This window comes from Pseudarthrobacter chlorophenolicus A6, assembly GCF_000022025.1.
Classification (GTDB): Bacteria; Actinomycetota; Actinomycetes; order Actinomycetales; family Micrococcaceae; genus Arthrobacter; species Arthrobacter chlorophenolicus.
This window is the reverse complement of sequence record NC_011886.1, coordinates 3,890,590-3,910,589: the sequence shown is the minus strand read 5'-3', so window position 1 is coordinate 3,910,589 and position 20,000 is coordinate 3,890,590. Positions and strand designations below refer to the sequence as shown.

The window sequence follows — 20,000 nt, the reverse complement described above, 5'->3', positions numbered from 1 at the left end:
GGGCCGTGGGACTTTCCGGGTTAGTGCATACTCCGGGCCAGTGACCGTGCTCCCAGGACCGCGAGGGCCACCGAAGTCAGCGTTGGATTGCAGGCGGTGGAAGTGGGGATCACGCCGTTGCCGGCCACATAAAGCCCTTCGGTACCCCACACCTGACTGTCCGGACCGCATACCGAGCGGCCGTCGTCGTACTGTCCCATCCGGACCGACCCCTGGTAGTGGAGCGACGAACCTGCGGGGAGGAGGAAAGGCGGCCTGTCATCCAGAAAAGTTCCCAGGACCTTGCCTGCGCGGGTCACCGCCTCCTTGGCCTGCTCGATGACCCGGAGGTCCTTCCACGTGAGGTTGTAGTTGATGGTCATGCGGGGCATCCCGTAGTGGTCCAGGCTGGTGTCATCGAACTCCACCCTGTTTTCTTCCACGGTTTCCGTCGCGCAAAACCAGCCGAGTCCAATGACAGATCCCGGCACCACGGGGTCGTCTTCAGCGAGGGGCACAGGGGATGCATCAAGCTGCATCACTTGGCCGTGGAACGGTTCCTCGTCCGTGTAGGGAACCCAGGAAACACCGCTGTGCACCGCGGCACCGGCAGCGGCCTCTCCGGCACCTGACTGAACAACATCGGCCGGTAAACGCACGGCGCTGATGACTTGCGGCTGGTCGTTCAGGTACCGGCCCAGAGCCCGCGGCCGCACGCCCGAGGCGAACAAGAGCTGCGGTGTGCGGAGGGCATCGGCCGCCACCACCACTGCAGGGGCATGGACCTGGGTCACGGTACCGTTGGTGAGGTCCTTCAACTCGACTCCGGTGACGTGTCCGGCGTCGAGCATCACCCGTTGGCACAGCGTCTGGGCACGGAGCTCAAAGAAGTCACCGCGCGTTGTCGGTTCAGCCAGCGGACCCATGACGACGTCGGTCCCGGACCATGTGATGGTGCCGTCAGGATGCTTTCGCACGGCAAGTGGCATGGGCTGGATGGCTGCGGCACCAGTGCGGTGAAAAGCGCGTTTGAGCCGGTCGCGGACGTCACCGGAGAAGGGAGCGTCAGCGAATGCCTCCGACGTGACGGACAAAAGCCGTTCGGCCTCTCCGAGAGCTGCATCAAGGGTTCCGTCGTCCAGGAACGAGATCCGCTCGGATGCTCCGGGCCTTGGGCAAGCGCAGGTCCAGTGGGCGCCCATGCCGCCGACGTTGCTGGACATGGCGGCCGCCGGCATTCCGGCCAGGGGAGCCAGTTCGTCCGGCCGCAAAAGGAAAGTCCCTGGACGTCCGGGGCCGGGGACAGGGGACTCGGGGTTGAGGGAGGTGACCGGTCCTTGCGATGCCAGTTGGGCGGCCGCCCGAGCTTTCGGATCGGGCAGGTTTTTGACGTGCAAACCTGGTGGTTTGGACAACGACGGGCCGGCTTCCACCATTAAGACCCGCAGCTGCGGAGCCTCCTCGTGGAGGGTTCGGGCATAGGCGGCGCCTGCGGGACCGCTGCCAACAATGACGGCGTCGTACTCATGGATTTTCACGGGAATCCTTCACGGATCACTCAGTGCCCGGCGCGTGAACCTGCGGCACGGTGCCCGGGAGCATCAGCGCGCAGTACGCGCGGTGGTCGATGCAGGCACCTGTTAAAACGCTAACTGGTGGAATGTCCTGGGAGGGCCTCCGGCAGTCATTCGATCTGTGGATGAGCGGCATTGGGGTTCCTGATCCTGGGGCCACTGCCATTTGCAGGATGCCGCCAGTAGCGTTGGACTACGCCCGTCGTAGGTCGGTGCGAAATGTCGCGTCCAGTGCGCGCCAAACACGAGGAGCTGGGTGTTGAGTACCGCCCATCAGATCAAGCGTGGAGTCAGTTTCTACAGTTACCAGGAAGAGTGCTTCCTGAAGAAGATGTCCTTGGAGGACTGTGTCAGCGAGGCCGCGACCATAGGGGCCTTGGGGATCGAGATCATCCCCGAACAATCCATGACCGGGTATCCGGATCCCGGCGAAGCCTTCTACCGCACGTGGGGCGGTTGGATGGAAAAGTACGGAACCACAACGGTGGCCACGGACCTTTTCCTGGATACCAAGCGCTATCCCGGCCGGGTCATGACCCTGGACGAGATGACGGAGTCCGTTCGCAGGGACCTGGACATCGCCAAGAGAATGGGCGCCAAGCACGTCCGGGCCATCATCAACACGCCGCCGGAGGTCATGGAAGCGTGCGCCTCCTACGCTGAGAAGCTGGGCCTGAAGCTGCTTCTGGAAGTGCATGCGCCCTTCCACTACGAGCACCCCTGGGTGATCCGGCATTTGGAGGTCATGCACCGCTTGCAGTCTCCGGCTCTGGGCTTCATGCCGGACATGGGCACGTTCGTTGAACGTTTCCCCCGGGTTATGTCGGACCGGGCGCTACGGGACGGAGCCAGGCCCCATCTTGTGGAGCTCGCGGTGGAAACGTACAACAGCCGCGGGGACGTGCACGGGCTCATGGACACCTTCAACTACATGGGCGCCAACCCGGTGGAGCAGGGCATCGCCCGGCTTTCCACTTTCCTCACCTGGAATGATCCCCGGGTGATGTTGGAGCACATGCCGCTGATCCACCACATCCAGGCGAAGTTCTACGAGATGACCGATGAGGGTACGGAATACAGCATCCCCTACGACAAAATCATCCCCGTGCTGATTGAAGGCGGATACAACGGCTATCTCTCCAGCGAGTACGAAGGCAACAGGCATATCCAGGACATTTTTGAGGTGGACAGCGTAGAGCAGGTCCGCCGGCAGCACCGGATGTTTGAGCGTCTGCTCGGTGAAGACGAGGGGGTCGCCGCAGGCGCCTCTGCCCAGGGAGGTCACAGTGTTCGATAAGTACATGATCGTTGAGGACACCCTCCGCAACGTGGTTGAGGGTGACGACGTCACCGGCTTCCAGCTTGGGGTGCGGCTTCCGTACTACCGCGGTTTAGGGCTTTCCATGGTGGAGGACGTGCAGGTCACCGTCGACGGCGAGACAGCCCCGGCCTCTGCCGTATCCCTCACCGTCCACGGAAATACCTACAAACTGGCAGACCTCCCCGGGATCTTCGATGACCGCTGGGAAATGGGCGAAATTGCAACAGTGGCCGTGGACAAGCCAGGCGGACTGGGGCGTGGCGAGCACTCCGTGGCGGTACGTGAACGGTTGAGGATCTCCTACATGCCCGTTCCGGGCGGTGGCGCCGACCAAAAGGTACTGGCACTCCGGGACTGACCGCCGTAGCCGGCGCGATGTCCACCATCAACGAAAGGACCAACGGTGACATTGGCGCCGGCACACCACGAGCTTGTGGAAAACCTCCTGGAATCCCTGACGTGGGAACAGAAGCTCGCCCAACTCCAAATAGCTTTCCGTCCGCGGCTGGAGGATGCTGCAGAGCTGGTCCGCAGCGGGATCGGAGCCATCTTCTGGCCGCGCAGTGCCGGCGCCACCAATGAGCTGCAACGTATTGCCCGTGAGGAAACGCCCCATGGCATACCGCTCCTGGTGGGGTTGGATGTCATCCACGGACAGCGGACAACCTTTCCGGTACCCATTGCCCAGGCAGCCAGCTTTGATCCGGCCACCGCCGAGGTGGATGCCCGCGTCACAGCGCAGGAGGCGGCCTCCGGGGGAGTCAACTGGACGTTCTCGCCCATGATCGATGTGTCCCGGGATCCTCGCTGGGGCCGCGTTGTTGAAGGCTTCGGAGAAGACGCCTACGTCAACAGTGTGTTCGGAGCGGCGAAGGTGCGCGGTTACCAAGGGAAATCGCTAAGTGATCCGGGTTCCATACTGGCGTGCGCCAAACACTTTGTGGCCTACGGCCAGGTGGAAGGTGGACGGGACTACAACACTGTTGATGTTTCCAGCCAGCGGCTCCGCAACGTCTACCTGGACCCGTTCAGGGCTGCTGTCGACGCGGGCGTGGCCACGGTCATGGCCGCCTTCAATACAGTTTCCGGGCGGCCGGCGCATGCCAACCACCACCTGCTGACCTCCATCCTGAAGGACGAGTTTGGTTTTGAGGGCGTTGTGGTGGGTGATGCCGACGGTGTGGTTAATCTGCTGGACCATGGCATTGCCGAGGATATGGAGGACGCGCTGAGGCAGTCATTTGCGGCCGGCCTGGACGTTGAGATGGGCGGCAACGTCACAACGGCCGACGGCGGCGCTCGCCTTGGGCCGGATGACGTGCCAGTGGCTCGCGTGGACGATGCGGTCCGGCGGGTCCTCCGCCTGAAACTTGCGCTGGGCTTGTTCGCCAATCCGTACCGGGCGCCCGAGCACGAGGTGACGGTGCCGTCCCCTGACAGCCGCCGGGCTACGCTGGCCGCTGCAGAGAAGGGGCTGGTCCTGCTCAAGAACGAGTCCGTTTTGCCCCTTAGCCCGGCTCCACAGCGGGTACTCCTTGTGGGGCCCTACGCCAACAGCACTGATCACCTCGGTGCGTGGGTACAGTCCTTTGCCGAACCCGCGGACTCGCTGGCCGATGCGATTCGGCAAGAATGCCCGGAGTGGCAACTGACCGTGAGGGACGCCACGGGCTTTTTTGGTGGTGAGTCCGAATCGATATCCCAGGCCGTGGCTGACGGTGCTGACTTCGACGCGATCGTAGTTGCTGTCGGGGAACCTTCGGCGCTGTCAGGTGAGGCGAACTCCCGCAGCGACCTCAGGCTTCCCGGTGCCCAGGAAGAGCTGATCCTTGCTGTGGCTGCCACCGGCACGCCGTCGGCCGTTGTCATGTTCAATGGGCGGCCCCTGGTTACCGCCGCATGGATCGATGCTGTACCGGCGCTTTTGGAAGCGTGGCACTCGGGGTTGGAAAGCCCGCGCGCCGTGGCCCGTGCCCTGAGTGGCGCAGTGAACCCGGGCGGGCGGTTGCCCATGACGTTCCCCAGGTCTTCCAGCCAGGTTCCCATTTACTACGACCACGAGAACACTGGGCGCCCGGCCACGATTTCCGGAACGATCGACGGCGGCGCCCTCGACGTGGGATTGCTGGGTCCCGGCAACACGGATGACCATTACACGTCCAAGTACAGGGACCTCGAACTGGGACCGCAGTTCCCGTTTGGGCACGGCCTCAGCTACACCACCTTCCAGCACGGCGGGGCCAGCGTGACTCCAGCAAGTATTTCCTTGGACGATCTCCGTGCGGGGAGATCAGTTGAAGTGTCGGTTTCCGTCACGAACACCGGGGCGGTGGCAGGGGACGAAGTCACCATGGTGTTCATTCGGGACCTGGTGGCGTCGCTGGCCCAGCCTGTCCGCCGGTTGCGCTCGTTCACTCGGTCAACCCTGGACCCGGACCAGTCCACAACAGTGATCTTTGAGCTGGGCTGGCAGGATCTCGGCTTCTGGGACAACCAGGACCAGTACGCCGTGGAGGCCGGGACCTTCGAAATCCATGTGGGCGGCGGGCTGGAGCGCTCGCAGGTTGTGGAGCTCCGCGTCTCCTAAGAGTGACCGGCCTCCCGGCTTTGTCCTTCCCAGCGGCGGCCGTCCCTTCCGGGACGGCCGCCGCTTTGCTGTGCCCGCAGGTTAGTTCGCCATGGATGGGGACCGCGGGATGGGCGCCGTGCCCGCGAATCATGGGCCTGTTCGCACAACCCGACTCTTCAAGGCTCTGATCCGCGAACAAGCCTCTGATGCGCCAAGCCCCGGGGCGGGAAGGCCCGCAAAACGGTGCGTCCGGGGAAACATCAAGTTAACCTGCCCGCCCGACGCATGAAATGTCAGCTTGGATACTCTGGTGCAACAAGGTTTACTAGTAGCTAACACCAACCCGGACAGGAATGTTTCGATGACAAGTGTCGCAACCCCTGCTGTAACCACCGCGGCGGAGTTCACCGCTCCCGCCCGCACCGAGCCGCCGGCACCCCGCCCGGACACTCCAGCCGAAGAACCCACCATCTCCCTCGCGGACATCGCCCGCGCCCACAACGTCCGCTTCCTCCTGGCCACCTTCGTGGACATGACCGGCAAGCCCTGCGCCAAGCTGGTCCCGGTGGAAGCCGCCGACGAACTCGAAAAAGGCGCCATGGGCTTCGCCGGCTACGCCGCGGGCCTGATCGGCCAGAAGCCCCAGGACGCGGACCTCATCGCCGTCCCCGATCTCACGTCCTTCACCCCGGTGCCCTTCATCAAGGAGGGCCTGGCCATCATCCACTGCGACCCGCACGTCAACGGCAAGCCCTGGCCCTACGCCCCGCGCGTCATCCTCAAGAACGCCCTGGCGCGGCTTGCGGACCAGGGCATGCAGGCCAAGGTGGGCGCGGAAGTGGAATACTTCCTGGTCAACAGGAACGACGACGGGACGCTGAGCACCGCCGACACCCGCGATGATTCGCCCCGCCCCTGCTACGACGCCCGCGGTGTCACTCGGATGTACGAACACCTGACGTCCATCAGCGAAGCCATGAACAGCCTGGGCTGGGGCAATTACGCCAACGACCACGAGGACGCCGCGGGCCAGTTTGAGCAGAACTTCAACTACGCCGATGCCCTCACCACCGCGGACCGCGTAGTCTCGCTCCGCTACATCCTGAACATCCTGGCCGAGCAGCGCGGGATGACCGCCACCTTCATGCCCAAGCCGTTCACCGACCGCACCGGCACCGGCCTGCACTTCCACCTCTCGCTGTGGTCCGACGGCAATGCACTGTTCCCGGGTGCGGAAGATGCGGAAAAGACAGCGGACGACGGCGGACGCGGCCTTGGGCTGTCCGGCCTCGCCTACTCCTTCATTGGCGGGATCCTGGACCACGCCCCCGCACTGCAGGCCTTCCTCGCCCCCACGGTCAACTCCTACAAGCGGACCGGCGCCACCACCAGCTCCTCCGGCGCCACCTGGTCCCCGCGGAAGGCCTCCTACGGCGGCAACGACCGCACCCACATGATCCGCGTGCCGGACAACAAGCGGATCGAACTCCGCTCCGGCGATGGCTCCGCCAACCCGTACCTGGCCATCGCCACTGCCGTGGCCGCCGGCCTGGACGGGGTGGAGAAATCGATGGACCCGGGCACGCCGTCCGGGCCGGGGGAGTCCAAGGCGGATGCCCACCTGTTGCCGGCCACGCTGCTGCACGCCGTCGAAGCACTCCGCAGGGACCCGGTCATCCTGGCCAGCCTCAGCGGCGACGCGGCAATCGGCGCCTACTACGCCGACGCCAAGGAAGACGAGTTCCTCAGCTGGCACAACCAGGTCAGCGACTGGGAAATCCGGACCTACCTCACCTCGATCTAACCCCTACCCAGTAAAGGAATCCCACCATGTGCGGAATCGCCGCGCTGCAGCTGCGCAATCCCTCGCTGCACCCCCGGATGGGCAGCCTGCTGTCCTCGATGCTCTGCCAGATCGTGGACCGCGGACCCGACTCCGCCGGCCTCGCCGTCTACAACACCCCCGGCCTGGTCTCCCCGGGCACGTCCACCCTGAGCCTGCTCGGCAAAGACCAGGGAATCACGACGGCGGACATCACCTCGGGCGTCGCGGCGCTCCTCCCAGCAGATGCGGCAGCAGCCGTCCGCGTGGTGGGGGACACCACCCTGGTGAGCGCCGCCGTCGGGACCGATCTGCTGGCCAAGGCCGTCACCGAAACCGTGCCCGGCGCCACCATCATCGGCCGAGGCGAACACGTTGCCGTCATGAAGAGCGTGGGCCACCCCATGGAGATCGCCGCCGAGCACGGGCTCGAGGCCATGGCCGGCAGCCAGGGCCTGTCCCACACCCGGATGGCCACCGAATCCGCCGTCACCGCCGGCGGCTCGCACCCCTTCTCCGTGGCCGACGACCTCTGCCTGGTCCACAACGGGTCCTTCTCCAACCACGCCACCGTCCGCCGCGAGCTCAAGCGCGAAGGCGTGGTGTTCGACTCCGAGAACGACACCGAGGTGGGCGCACGCTACGTCGCTTCCCGGCTGAAGCAGGGCGACACCCTTGAGGAAGCGCTGGTGAACCTGGGCAAGGTCCTGGACGGCTTCTACACCCTGGTGGTCACCACCGCGGACAGCATGGCAGTGGTCCGCGACCCCATCGCCTGCAAGCCCGCCATCATCGCCGAAACGGACGACTACGTGGCCATGGCCTCCGAGTACCGCGCCCTGGCAGCACTGCCCGGCATCGACAACGCCCGCATCTTTGAACCGGAACCCGGAAAGGTCTACACATGGTCACTCTGACAGCCCCCGAAGCCCTGGAAACTGCAGCTACCGCTGAGGCGCCCACCGTGGTGGACCTCGCCGACGCCCCGGTCCGCGGCCTGAACCAGGACCTGCACCACGCCGTCGACGGCCAGTCCTGGACCGTGACCCACCCCGGCGGCAAACACAGCCTCGCCGTCGGCATCAACGCCGACGTGAACGTCACCATCGAAGGCCACGCCGGCTACTACGCCGCCGGGATGCACCAAAAGGGAACCGTGACCGTCAACGGCAATGCCGGCGTCGGACTGGCCGAGAACATCATGTCCGGCACCGTCCACGTCACAGGCGATGCCTCCCAGTCCGCCGCCGCCACCGGCCACGGCGGCCTGGTGGTCATCGACGGCAACGCCGGCGCCCGCTGCGGCATCTCCATGAAGGGCGTGGACATTGTGGTGGGCGGCAACATCGGCCACATGTCAGCGTTCATGGCCCAAGCCGGCCGGCTGGTGGTCTGCGGCGACGCCGGCGACGCCCTGGGCGACTCCATCTACGAAGCCCGGATCTACGTCAAGGGCACCGTGGCCTCCCTGGGCGCGGACTGCATCGAAAAGCCGCTGCGGGACGAGCACCTGGCCGAACTCGCAGAACTGCTGTCCACCGCGGGCCGCACCGACAACCCGGCCGATTTCAAGCGCTATGGCTCCGCCCGGAACCTCTACCACTTCCACGTCGACAACTCGACTGCCTACTAGGAGGCCCCCAATGACCATCACCTCCATTCCCGCGCCCGCCCAGAGGCCGGCCGCAGCGCCCGCCAACATCGCCGAACTCGGTCTCCGCGAGTCCGCCACCTTCGACCGCGCCACCATCGCCGACATCCAGCGCGCCGCCGCCACCGGCGTCTACGACATCCGCGGCTGGGGCGCCAAACGCAAGGTCCCGCACTTCGACGACCTGCTCTTCCTCGGCGCCTCGATGTCCCGCTACCCCCTGGAGGGCTACCGCGAAAAGTGCGATACCGACGTCGTCCTCGGCGACCGGCACGCCTCCCGCCCGCTGCACCTGCAGACCCCCGTGACCATCGCCGGCATGAGTTTCGGCGCGCTGTCCGCCAACGCCAAGGAGGCGCTGGGCCGTGGCGCGTCCGAGGTGGGCACCTCCACCACCACGGGCGACGGCGGCATGACGCCGGAGGAGCGCGGCCAGTCCAAGCACCTGGTGTACCAGTACCTGCCGTCCCGTTACGGCATGAACCCGGACGATCTGCGCAAGGCCGACGCCATTGAGATCGTGCTGGGCCAGGGTGCCAAGCCCGGCGGCGGCGGCATGCTGCTGGGCCAGAAGATTACCGAGCGTGTGGCCGGGATGCGCACCCTGCCGGTGGGCATCGACCAGCGCTCCGCCAGCCGGCACCCGGACTGGACCGGCCCGGATGACCTCGAGATCAAGATCGGGGAACTCCGCGAGATCACCGGCTGGAAGACGCCCATCTACGTCAAGATCGGTGCGTCCCGGCCGTACTACGACACAGCGCTGGCGGTGAAGTCCGGCGCCGACGTGGTGGTGGTGGACGGCATGCAGGGCGGCACCGCGGCAACGCAGCAGGTGTTCATCGAAAATGTCGGCATCCCCACGCTCGCGGCCATTCCGCAGGCCGTCCAGGCGCTGCAGGAACTCGGCGTGCACCGCAAGGTCCAGCTCATCGTCTCCGGCGGCATCCGCACCGGCGCCGACGTGGCCAAGGCCATGGCCCTGGGCGCGGACGCCGTGGCCATCGGCACCGCCGCGCTGATCGCCCTGGGCGACAACGATCCCCGCTACGCCGCCGAATACGCTGGCCTGGGCTCGGCCGCAGGGTTCTACGATGACTTCCAGGACGGCCGGGACCCGGCCGGCATCACCACCCAGGACCCGGAGCTTTCGTCCCGTCTGGACCCGGTGGCCGCCGGCAAGCGCCTGGCCAACTACCTCCGCGTCCTCACCATGGAAGCCCAGACCATCGCCCGGGCCTGCGGCAAGTCGCACCTGCACAACCTGGAACCCGAGGACCTGGTGGCACTGACCATCGAGGCCTCCGCCATGGCCCGCGTGCCGCTGGCCGGAACCAGCTGGATCCCGGGCGTCCAGGGCAGCTTCTGATGGGTGACCCGCTTCCGGACCCGTCCGATTATGTGGTGGTGGGCGCCGGCCTGGCCGGCGCCGCCACCGCCTGGCAGCTGGCCGCCCGCGGGCACCAGGTCACCCTGCTGGAGCGCGACGTTCCGGCCGCACACAACGCCAGCTCCCACGGCTCCGCCAGGATCTTCCGCTACGCCTACCCGGACCCCTTCTACACGCAGGCCGTGCTGGACTCGAAGGCCCTCTGGGACAGCCTGGCCGCCGAGGCCGGAACTGAGCTGATCACGCCCTTCGGGGCGGTGGACTACGGCCCCACGCGGCAGCCTGCCTTGCTGGCCGGCGTCCTGGCAGGCGCCGGGATCGGCCACGAGCTGCTCTCCGCCGCCGAGGCCCGGTCCCGCTGGCCCCAGATTGCCTTCGACACCGAGGTCCTCTGGCACCCCGGGGCAGGGGTCATCGATGCCGAGACCTCCGTGAACGCGATGGTGGCGCTCGCCGTCCGCAACGGCGCCCGGGTGCTGACCGGCTGGACTGTGGAGCGGGTGGAACGCCTCGGCCGCGGGACCGGCGCCGGCTACCGGCTGCACTCCGCCGCAGGGGAAACGTTCGACGCCGGCAACGTCGTCATCAGCGCCGGCGGCTGGCTGCCGCGGCTGCTGGACTCCCTGCCGCTGCCGGCCGGCTTCCTCGCCGGCCTGCCCGAGTTCACCGTCCGGCAGGAGCAGGCGTTCCACTTCCGCTACCGCGACGGCTACCCCGGCGCCACCTGGCCCACGTTCATCCACAAGGCCGCGGACATCCAGGCCTACGGACTTCCCGGCGGCCGGGACGCCGGATTCGCCGGCCAGAAAGTGGCCGAATACAACGGCGGACCGCTGATCCCGTCGGCCGCGGACCAGACCGGCCAGGTGGACCCGGCCAACCGCGCCCGCGTGGTGGACTACGTCAGCCGATACCTGCCCGGCCTGGACCCTGAGCCGTACGCCGAAACCACCTGCCTGTTCACCAACACCCCCAATGAGGACTTCCTCATCGACCGGGCGGACAACCTCACCGTCGTCTCGCCCTGCTCCGGGCACGGCGCTAAATTCGCCCCGCTGATCGGACAGTGGGCGGCGGACCTGGCCACCGGCGCAGCGGTGGTCCCGGACCGGTTCCGCAGCACCGCCTCACCAGCACTCACCACGTAGAACGGAACCCCGTGAGCCTTCCCCAGACAGCACCCGCACCGCCTGCCGTACCCGCAGAAACCGCCGGCGCACCCACCGTTGCCGGCCTCCTGAAGGAAATCTCCGACGTCGGGCGTGACAGGACCCGCGGCGGCTACTCCCGCCCGGTGTTCTCCACCGCCGAAACGGACCTGCGGATCTGGTTCATCGAGCGGGCCACCCGGCGTGGGCTGGACGTCCACACCGACGCCAACGGCATCATCTGGGCCTGGTGGGACACGGCCGCGGGTGTGCGGAAGGACGCGGTGGCCACCGGCAGCCACCTCGATTCCGTCCCCGGCGGCGGCGAGTATGACGGCCCCCTGGGGGTCGCCTCGGCACTGGTGGCCGTCGACCTCCTCAAAGCACGCAACTTCCGCCCGCGCCGCCCCCTGGCGATCGCAGTGTTTCCCGAGGAGGAAGGCTCGCGGTTCGGCATCGCCTGCCTTGGCTCGCGGCTCCTCACCGGCGAACTCGATCCCAACAAGGCCCGCAACCTCCGCGACCCGGACGGCAACACCTACGCCGACGTCGCAGCGGCCAACGGACAGGACCCGCGGTTCATCGGCGCCGACTACAAGGCGCTGCAGCAGCTGGGCCTGTTCGTTGAACTGCACGTGGAACAGGGGAGGGGCCTGATCGACCTGGACCAGCCGGTGGCGGTTGGTTCGTCCATCCTGGGCCACGGCCGCTGGAAACTGGCCATCTCCGGCGAGGGAAACCACGCAGGCACCACACTGATGCAGGACCGCAGGGACCCCATGATCGCGGCCGCCAAAGTGGTGGTGGGCATCCGTGAGACCGCCCGCAAGTACCGGGACGCCCGTGCCACGGTGGGCCGGCTGCAACCCGTCCCCGGCGGCACCAACGTCATCGCGTCCCGCGTGGACCTGTGGATCGACGTCCGCCACCCGGAGGACTCCGTCACCGCCGCGCTGGTGGAGGCCATCGGGCTGAACGCCCAGGTCCTCGCCGCCGAGGAAGGCTGTTCCGCCGCCCTCACCAGGGAGTCGCTGAGCCCCACAGTGCAGTTCGACGACGGACTCCGGGACCGGCTGCAGCAGCTCCTTCCTGCCGCTCCCGTGCTGGCCACCGGTGCAGGGCACGACGCCGGGGTGCTGGCGGCGCACCTGCCCACGGCCATGCTGTTCGTCCGCAACCCCACGGGCATCTCGCATTCGCCCGACGAACTGGTGGAGGACCGGGACGCCGAAGCCGGCGCCCTTGCCCTGGCGGACTCCCTGGCCGGGCTCCTGGGCGGGGCCCGTACCGTTGGCTAGCGCCGGCGTCGTACTCCGGAGCCCCCGTGGCCCGCCTAAGATGGCAACCATGACCGAACAGGCCGGGGACCGCGCAGAAGACCAGCAGGCCGAGGCCGTCGCAGACCAGGCCGCGGGCAAGCTCGAGCAGGTCATCGCCGCGCAGGTCCGGCACTACCGCACCGCGGCCGGGCTCTCCTCGGCGGAACTCGCGGCCCGCACCGGACTGTCAAAGGCCATGATCTCGCGGGTGGAAACCGCCACCACCTCCTGTTCCCTGACCACCCTGCAGCGGCTCGCCGACGGGCTGAAAGTTCCCGTCACGGCGTTGTTCCGCGGTGCCGACACGGACCGGGATGCCACATTCACCAAGAGCGGCCAAGGCAGCCTGACGGTCCGCAGCGGAACCCAGCACGGCCACGAATACCGTGTGCTGGGAACCCTCAAGGGGCGCACCGACGCCCTGGAACCAACGCTGGTGACCCTCACGGACGCCAGTGACGTGTTCCCGCTGTTCCAGCACCCGGGCACCGAGTTCATCTACATGCTTTCGGGCCGGATGGTCTACGGCCACGGCTCCTACGAATACGCCATGGAAGCCGGCGATTCGCTGCTGCTGGACGGTGAAGGACCCCACGGGCCGCTGGAACTGCTGGACCTCCCCATCAGCTTCCTGGCCATCTCCGCCAAGTAGCTTCGCGGCAGCGTCAAAAACCCCGCAGTACCGGGCCTTTCCGCCTGTCCTGTTACTCCTGAAACTCGCGCGTGGATGACTGAAACCAGCATTTAACACGCCCGAAACCCAGCCCAAAATGCCCGCCATACAGTTGAATCACGACGGCAAACTGCCGCCCTCCGCTGAAGATGGCACAGACCCCGCGTCCCTTCCGCCGGAGCGGTTCTGACGGCAAAATTTCCGTTCTCTTCGTCGCATCACGAAAGGGGTTTCCCATGGATTCGGGAAATGTCGCTTGGATATTGGCCAGCTCGGCACTGGTCTGCATGATGATTCCCGCCCTCGCACTCTTTTACGGGGGCATGGTGGGGTCGCGCCGCATTCTCAACATGATGATGATGTGCTTTGGCGGCGCCAGCCTGGTGGCCGTCCTCTGGGCACTCTTCGGATACTCAATGGCCTTCGGCAACTCCGTGGGCGGGCTGGGGCTGATCGGTGACGTCACCGAGTTCCCCGGCATGGGACAGCTGATGGCCGAGGATAAGGAGGCGTCCATCCCGGTCATCCTGTTCGCCGCGTTCCAGCTGTTCTTCGCCTGCGTCACCACCGCACTCGTTGCCGGTGCCGCCGCGGGCCGCATGAAATTCGGCGCCTGGATGGTGTTCGCCGGCATCTGGGCCACCATTGTCTACTTCCCCATTGCGCACTGGGTGTTCGCGTTCAACTCCGCGGACGGCAGCACGGTGGGCGGCTGGATCGCCAACGGCATCAAGGCGATCGACTTCGCCGGCGGCACCGCGGTGCACATGAACGCCGGCGCAGCTGCCCTGGCACTGGCCCTCGTCCTGGGCAAGAGCTCCGGCTGGCCCAAGGTGGAACACGCCAAGCCGCACAGCCGGCCCCTGGTCCTGGTGGGCGCAGGCCTGCTGTGGGTGGGCTGGTTCGGCTTCAACGCAGGCTCGGCCCTCTCCGCCGGACACTCAGCATCGGTGGTCTTCCTGAACACTGCCGTGGCTGCGTCCGCCGGCCTGCTGGCCTGGGCCCTGGTTGAAAGGTTCCGCCACGGCGCCGCCACCAGCATGGGCGCCGCGTCCGGCCTGATCTCGGCGCTGGTGGCCATCACCCCCGCCTGTGGCTCGGTCAGCCCGCTCGGTGCCGTGGCCATCGGTGCGATCGCCGGCGCTGTCTGCTCGCTGGCCATCGAACTGAAGTTCCGGCTGGGCTTCGACGACTCCCTCGACGTCGTCGGCGTCCACCTCGTGGGCGGCATTCTGGGCACCCTGCTGATCGGCCTCTTCGCCACGGACGCCGCCCCCAACGGGGTCAGCGGCCTCTTCTACGGCGGCGGATTCGAACTGCTCGGAGTCCAGGCCCTCGCCACCGTCACAGTGCTGGCCTACTCGTTCGGCATCACGTGGATCCTGGCGAAGATCCTGGACAAGACCATCGGCCTGCGCATCAAGCCCGAGGACGAGATGCGCGGCATCGACCTCGCAGCACACTCCGAGCTGGCCTACCTGACTGACGAGGACCCCGTGGACCTCGGCTCCCCGCAGCGGGTCTAGCCAAAAGGGGTCCGGCGCAGGCCGGATCCGCATCAGCTGCCGGGCGCCCGCCTGCTGGGGGCGGCGCCCGGTTCATGCGCGTCACGCCGTGACACCCATTCCAGCGCACTAAGCAGGGCCAAACCCTGGACCGGTGCCGGCAGCAGCCGGCTTATAGTTCCAGGGTTTGGCCCTTCGTTGTGCCCCGCGCGAGGCGGCGGCTTCAGTGTTCCGTGCACACCAGGATGCCGTCACGGACTTCCAGCACTGCCGCGCGGACGTGGCTCAGGTGGGTGCGTGGGTCCGGCGCCATCGTATCGATGTCCTCACCGCCCCAGTGCGGGTGCGTGAAGTACACAAGCAGCGCCCGCTCCGCGCCGCCGTCGTGCATTTCCGCCGACTGTAGCGGCACCACGTCCGCGTGGCGTCCGACGACGGGCCTTCCGTCCACCGATTCCGGCGCCGTGAGGATCAGCCCGCCGCGGTGTTCCTGCCGGATCCAGCTGCCGGCAGCATCACCGGAGCGGTACACAGCCTGGCCGCGCCATTCGTCCACGATCATCCAGTAGCTGCCACCCAGCCGGAAGACCTTCGGTCCCTCGTGCGGGCGCCCGGGAATCGCCACGCCTTCGAGGACCCACGACGCCGGGTCCTCCGGGGTGTCGCTGACCGCGCTGAAGGTGGTCGAACCGCGGGTTTCGTCCTTGTACCAGAGCCGGTAGCGGCCGTCCCCGCACCGGGCCACTGCGGCGTCGATGACCCTGGGGGAGTCGAGGTCGACGGGTCCGAGGTACTCCCAGTGGTTGAGGTCCCGGCTGGCGAACTGAATGATTCCGGCTTTCCCCGTCCAGTCCGTGCGCCGTCCGCCGAGCACGGAAAGGTACATGATCCACTGGTCCCCGATACGGACGACGTCGGGCGCCCAGAGGGTTGCCGGCAGTTCCGTTCTTGGCGGGATGAGTCCCTCCGCGGTGCCCTGGTAGCGCCAGGTTGCGCCGCCGTCGGACGATCTTGCGACGCCGATGCCGGTCCCGTGCACCCATTCCACGCCGGTCAGTCCCGGGGCGGTGGCGCGGCGCTGGGTATAGAAGAGCGCCCACTCGTTGGCCAGGTGGTCGGCCACGAGGATGGGATCGGTGGGGCCGTCCCAGACGGGATCGCGGAAGGGGGTGGTGAAGGCGTCCGGTCTCAGGTACGGCAAGGCGTGCGAGGCTGCCGGAGCCGGGGCTTCAGGGGCAAGCTGCTCGGCCTGCTGTGGCTGTGACACTTCTTCTCCAACGTTGTAGTTTTCGGTTGGCTACCAGCATAGATGGCTATTTCGGGTGCGTGAATGCGTTTGCGCGTCGAAACGCGGGCAGCCGGCCAGGCCCTACTCCTTGAACAATCCCGCCAGGTCCTCCGCGGTGATGGCACCGCCGGAGAGGGCATCGCCCTCCATCACATCGGCGAACAGCTGCGACTTCCGGGTCTTCAGTGCCATGACCTTTTCCTCGATGGTGTCCTTGGCCACGAGCCGGTACACCATCACGTTCCGGGCCTGGCCGATCCTGTGGGTCCGGTCCACGGCCTGGGCCTCGGACGCCGGGTTCCACCAGGGATCGAGCAGGAAGACGTAGTCGGCTTCGGTGAGGTTCAGCCCGAACCCGCCGGCCTTCAGCGAGATCAGGAACACCGGTGCGCTGCCGTTCTTGAACTCGCTGACCACGTCGGCACGGTTCCGGGTGCCGCCGTCGAGGTAGCAGTACTCGATCTCCTCCTCGTCCAGCCGTTCCCGGACCTTGCCCAGGAACCCGGTGAACTGGCTGAAGATCAGCGCCCGGTGCCCCTCCGCCACCAGGTCCTCAAGCTGCTCGAACAGTACATCCAGCTTGGAGGACCGCACCGCGGACAAGGCCGGGTCCACCAGGGATACGTCCAGGCTCAGCTGCCGCAGCAGCGTCAGCGACTGGAAGATGGTGAACCGGTTCTTGTTCACATCCTCGATCAGCCCCAGGATCTTCTGCCGCTCCCGCTGCAGGTGCGTCTGGTACACCTTCTGGTGCCGCGGGTTCAGCACCACTTCCAGGATCTGCTCCTGCTTGGGCGGCAGGTCCTTGATCACCTGGTCCTTGGTGCGGCGCATCATCAGCGGCCGGACCCGGCGGCGGAGCTTCTCCAGCTGGCCCTTGTCGCCGTTCTTTTCCACAGGCTTCTGGTAGTACTCCGCGAAGCGCTTGGGGCTGGAGAACAGGCCCGGCGCCACGATGGAGGTCAGCGCCCAGAACTCCATCAGGTTGTTCTCCAGCGGGGTGCCCGTGATGGCCAGCTTGAACGCCGCCGGGAGCTTCCGGGCGCACTGGTAGGCCTTGGACTGGTGGTTCTTCACGAACTGGGCTTCGTCCAGCACCAGTCCGGACCACTCGCGGGAGGCATACGACTCGTAGTCGATCCGGAACAGCGCGTAGGAGGTGATGACGACGTCGGCCCCGCCCAGGGAATCCGCCACGTCCTGCCCGCTCTTGGCAAAGGTTTCGCCCACGGTGCGGACGGTGAGGCCAGGGGCGAAGCGCGCGGCTTCGAGCGCCCAGTTGCCCACCACGCTGGTGGGCGCCACCACCAGGAAGGGCGCGACGGCGGCGGGCCGGGTGCCCGGGGCAGCGGCAGCACCGTCGTCGGCGGCTTCCAGTGACGCAGCAGCCTCGACGGCGAGTTCCTTCGCCGCGCACATCAGGGCGAGCGCCTGCACGGTCTTGCCCAGGCCCATGTCATCCGCCAGGACTCCGCCCAGGCTGTGCTTGTACAGGAAGCTGAGCCAGTTGAACCCTTCGAGCTGGTACGGGCGCAGCTCGGCGTTCAGGGAAGCGGGCAGCGGCAGCCCGTCCATGCCGCCCTCGAGGAGGCCGCCCACCGCGGAGCGCCAGGTGGCCGCCTGCTGGTCCACAATCCCCAGCTGCGCCAGTTCGTCCCAGAGGCCGGCCTGGAACCGGCTGATCTGCAGCGGTGCGTCCTTGTTGTCCTGCAGTGAACGGGCCTCTTCGATGAGGGCGCGCAACTGGTGCAGTTCCGGCAGGTCCAGGGAGAAGTACGCGCCGCTGGGCAGCAGCATCTTGGTCTGCCCGGACGCGAGGGCGGAGAACACGGCGGCGAAGGACACCGGCTGGCCTTCCAGCGAAATCTGGATGCCCAGGTCGAACCAGTCCCGCTGCTCGGTGGCCTTGGTGGAGATGGACACCACCGGCGCTTCCTCGGCTTCGCGGTAGTCCGCAATGTCGCCGGCTGTCTCCACGTCCACGTCCCGTGCTTCACGCAGCCGCGGCAGCACCTCCTCGGTGAAGGCGAGGGTGTCCAGTCCCTTAAGCTCGGCGGAGGCAGCCAGCCGGGGCGTGCCCCAGCCGCCGGTGGAGGACTCGCCCAGGGCGGCCACAACATCCCACGGCTGCCCGATGCCTTCCAAAATGCGGGACTCCGCGGTGTCGTCCCGGTAGCCCTGGTCGCCCGGGTGGCGCCACAGCGGCTGGGCCGTCACGTGGTTGCCGCTCTTGTAGTGCCATTCCCAGTGCAGCCGGACCCGGTGGTCGTTGCCGTAGTTCGCCAGCAGCGACAATGTGGGGACGGCCAGCGTGGGCAGCTCCACGGATTCGTCCCGGGCCGTGACCCGCGCGGTCTGCTTCAGCTTGGGGTAGAAGCCGGTGAGGAACCTGGATTCATCCCTGGCCGGGATATGCAGCGTGCTGCCCGCGGTGACGAACGCCAGCAACTCCTCGCTCAGGCCGCTTTCCAGGGGCGCCAGGGTAAGGACACCGTCCGGATCGGGCACGCCCGGCAGCGACGCCTCCCCGGTGGTGAAGAAGAGCCCGTGCGCGGGCCGGCCGATGGTCCCGGCGGCCGCCGGATCGATCTCTTCGCCCTCAACGGTGATGGTGGGCGACAACTCCAGGCCGCCGTCGGACGTGCCGCTGCCCGGGGCGGCGGGTTCCGGCTGTTCCGGTCCCGCGAGCGGGGTGCCGTACCGGCTGAGGGAAAGCGCGACGGCGGCAGGAGACTCGGCGAGCCGCACGGGTTCCGCGCCGCGCGAGTTCACCAGGGCCAGGCCGATCTTCCGGGCGTCGGCCAGCAGGCTCCACAGGTTCTTCCCCGAGTAGGAGTTCAGCCCAAGCCACAGCCCGGAGGCGTTGTGCATCCGGCTGGCCGCCGCCGAATGGGATGCCAGGAATTCCTGCAGCCACTCCACGTGTTCCTGGTTCGATTCCCGCCGGAAGTTCAGGTAGTTCAGGGTGTTCCAGGAGACGTCGCCGCGGATCCACTTGCCTTTGGCGCCCATGATCACGGGCCGGGCCTTGAGCTGCCGGACGCTGCGCACCGGGTCACGCCGGCCGGTGTATGAGAAGTGCGGGGCGGGTTCTTCGATCTCGAACTGCAGCGCCAGCGGCACCCCGCTGCCGGCAGGAGCCGATCCCGGTTTGGCGATCAGCGGGTTGAGGGCCTGCTCCCAGTCGGACAGGACGGCCCCGCCGGGCTGGTGCGAGACCTGCGTGGACGTTGAGGAGGCCAGCAGCTGGACCCGTGTGGCCGGGTTGTCCTCAGCCGCGAACAGCAGGGCGGCAACGTGCTTGCAGTCTTTCCGCACCGGGCAGCTGCACACCCCCACCGTGCAGCTCCACCCGCCGCCCTTGCGGACCAGCTTGGCGGTGGTGGAATACGGTGTGTCCGCGCTTCCCCTGACCTTGCCCAGCATGAGCCCGGTGCCGGCGTCGAACGATATCCCGGTGACCCGGCTGCCCATGGCATAGGCAAGGCCGGCCGCGAGCGAGCGGTCGTTGATGGCGGGAGTCTGTATTGCCAGTGCCGCACTCTCGTCCGGTTGGGATGGCATGGTGCGCGCTACTTTCAGCAGCCCACGGAAGGGCCGGGTCCGTCGGGTGGTTATCTGATCCATCTTAGTTCGCCCGGCAGCCCGGCCGTGCCGCGGCCCCCGGCACCTGCCTCCCATGAAAACTTCGCCTGACGTTCACGTCTCCCTCAACGGCGCGGCAGTTTTGCGGACGTAGCGTGAAAAATGTCCGCAGCACC

Annotated in this window: 14 protein-coding genes; 11 read left to right on the top strand and 3 right to left on the bottom strand. The window is 67.1% G+C overall.

Translation table 11 applies throughout. The features are described 5' to 3' along the window. Positions 1-20 precede the first annotated feature (20 nt). The gene (locus tag ACHL_RS17680; protein WP_015938679.1) at positions 21-1,517 is read right to left on the bottom strand and encodes a GMC oxidoreductase; all 1,497 of its coding nucleotides are present in this window, start codon (positions 1,515-1,517) and stop codon (positions 21-23) included. 292 nt (positions 1,518-1,809) lie between these two features. On the opposite strand from ACHL_RS17680, the gene ACHL_RS17675 reads away from it, so the two are divergent. From ACHL_RS17675 to ACHL_RS17625, 11 genes are all read left to right on the top strand, one after another. Further along, on the top strand, positions 1,810-2,850 hold the full coding sequence (locus ACHL_RS17675) for a sugar phosphate isomerase/epimerase family protein (RefSeq protein WP_015938678.1): 1,041 nt from the start codon (positions 1,810-1,812) through the stop codon (positions 2,848-2,850). After that, positions 2,840-3,232: a C-glycoside deglycosidase beta subunit domain-containing protein gene (locus ACHL_RS17670; RefSeq protein ID WP_015938677.1), complete on the top strand. Its 393-nt coding sequence runs from the start codon at positions 2,840-2,842 to the stop codon at positions 3,230-3,232. The genes ACHL_RS17675 and ACHL_RS17670 overlap by 11 nt, the downstream gene beginning before the upstream one ends. 45 nt (positions 3,233-3,277) lie before the next feature. Continuing rightward, positions 3,278-5,461, top strand: a complete 2,184-nt coding sequence (locus tag ACHL_RS17665; protein ID WP_015938676.1) for a glycoside hydrolase family 3 N-terminal domain-containing protein — start codon at positions 3,278-3,280, stop codon at positions 5,459-5,461. Between the two features lie 343 nt (positions 5,462-5,804). Further along, positions 5,805-7,247 (top strand): type III glutamate--ammonia ligase, encoded by a 1,443-nt coding sequence (gene glnT, locus ACHL_RS17660; protein WP_015938675.1) that lies wholly within the window; start codon positions 5,805-5,807, stop codon positions 7,245-7,247. Between the two features lie 26 nt (positions 7,248-7,273). Then, positions 7,274-8,182 (top strand): class II glutamine amidotransferase domain-containing protein, encoded by a 909-nt coding sequence (locus ACHL_RS17655; RefSeq protein ID WP_015938674.1) that lies wholly within the window; start codon positions 7,274-7,276, stop codon positions 8,180-8,182. Next, positions 8,170-8,898, top strand: a complete 729-nt coding sequence (locus tag ACHL_RS17650) for a GltB/FmdC/FwdC-like GXGXG domain-containing protein (protein ID WP_015938673.1) — start codon at positions 8,170-8,172, stop codon at positions 8,896-8,898. Before ACHL_RS17655 ends, ACHL_RS17650 begins: the two co-directional genes overlap by 13 nt. A 10-nt stretch (positions 8,899-8,908) precedes the next feature. Continuing rightward, complete coding sequence (locus ACHL_RS17645; RefSeq protein ID WP_015938672.1) at positions 8,909-10,285, top strand: FMN-binding glutamate synthase family protein; 1,377 nt, start codon at positions 8,909-8,911, stop codon at positions 10,283-10,285. Next, complete coding sequence (locus tag ACHL_RS17640) at positions 10,285-11,454, top strand: FAD-dependent oxidoreductase (RefSeq protein WP_015938671.1); 1,170 nt, start codon at positions 10,285-10,287, stop codon at positions 11,452-11,454. Before ACHL_RS17645 ends, ACHL_RS17640 begins: the two co-directional genes overlap by 1 nt. Positions 11,455-11,465: 11 nt before the next feature. After that, positions 11,466-12,752 carry an allantoate amidohydrolase gene (locus ACHL_RS17635; protein WP_015938670.1) on the top strand — a complete coding sequence of 429 codons (1,287 nt, stop codon included), beginning with the start codon at positions 11,466-11,468 and terminating at the stop codon, positions 12,750-12,752. 49 nt (positions 12,753-12,801) lie between these two features. After that, positions 12,802-13,425, top strand: a complete 624-nt coding sequence (locus tag ACHL_RS17630; RefSeq protein WP_043794839.1) for a helix-turn-helix domain-containing protein — start codon at positions 12,802-12,804, stop codon at positions 13,423-13,425. Positions 13,426-13,682: 257 nt separating this feature from the next. After that, positions 13,683-14,972 carry an ammonium transporter gene (locus ACHL_RS17625; protein WP_015938668.1) on the top strand — a complete coding sequence of 430 codons (1,290 nt, stop codon included), beginning with the start codon at positions 13,683-13,685 and terminating at the stop codon, positions 14,970-14,972. Between the two features lie 202 nt (positions 14,973-15,174). On the opposite strand, the gene ACHL_RS17620 is transcribed toward ACHL_RS17625, so the two are convergent. Together ACHL_RS17620 and ACHL_RS17615 are read right to left on the bottom strand one after the other, a co-directional pair. Continuing rightward, entirely contained in the window at positions 15,175-16,218 is a 1,044-nt protein-coding gene (locus ACHL_RS17620) for a glycoside hydrolase family protein (RefSeq protein WP_015938667.1), read from the bottom strand. Between the two features lie 102 nt (positions 16,219-16,320). After that, positions 16,321-19,803, bottom strand: coding sequence for a DEAD/DEAH box helicase (locus tag ACHL_RS17615; protein WP_015938666.1), 3,483 nt, complete (start codon positions 19,801-19,803; stop codon positions 16,321-16,323). Positions 19,804-20,000: the final 197 nt, after the last annotated feature.